This is a genomic window from Oleiphilus sp. HI0080 (assembly GCF_001635135.1).
In genome coordinates, this window is the sequence record NZ_LWFU01000041.1 from 1 (window position 1) to 378 (window position 378).

The window sequence follows — 378 nt, forward strand, 5'->3', positions numbered from 1 at the left end:
CAGGCTGCTGCGCATATTTTGGATATTTGAATTCCAAAGGCTGGGCAATGGCATTCGCAATAGGTTGAACAGAAAGAAGGTAAAGCGCGATCAACGCAAAACACAGACAGCTCGCCGCAAGCCGTTTCGATTTTCTATAAAAAAGCCCTGCACTGAGAACAAGCAGAAACAGCACGATCGGTATTGGCATCAACAACCCACCGATCAACTTTTTTAAGCCAAATAACACAGTTAGCGAACAACTTTAAAATTCGCCATGGCATAAAGCTCGCCTTGTTCATCTCGCACTTGCACTGACCACTCTCCGGTCATGTGTTGGTCAATAAACTTACTCGAGTAACTTCCCTGATCTTTCGATGTCACCGGAATTCGGACACG

2 protein-coding genes are annotated in these 378 nt (G+C 45.5%); both read right to left on the bottom strand.

Annotation, left to right across the window (positions count from 1 at the left end; genetic code table 11):
- A partial coding sequence (locus A3751_RS23340) for a hypothetical protein (RefSeq protein ID WP_231876805.1) occupies positions 1-190 on the bottom strand: 190 nt, incomplete at its 3' end.
- A 41-nt stretch (positions 191-231) separates the two neighbouring features.
- The gene (locus A3751_RS23810) at positions 232-363 is read right to left on the bottom strand and encodes a DUF2914 domain-containing protein (RefSeq protein ID WP_082862970.1); all 132 of its coding nucleotides are present in this window, start codon (positions 361-363) and stop codon (positions 232-234) included.
- Positions 364-378: the final 15 nt, after the last annotated feature.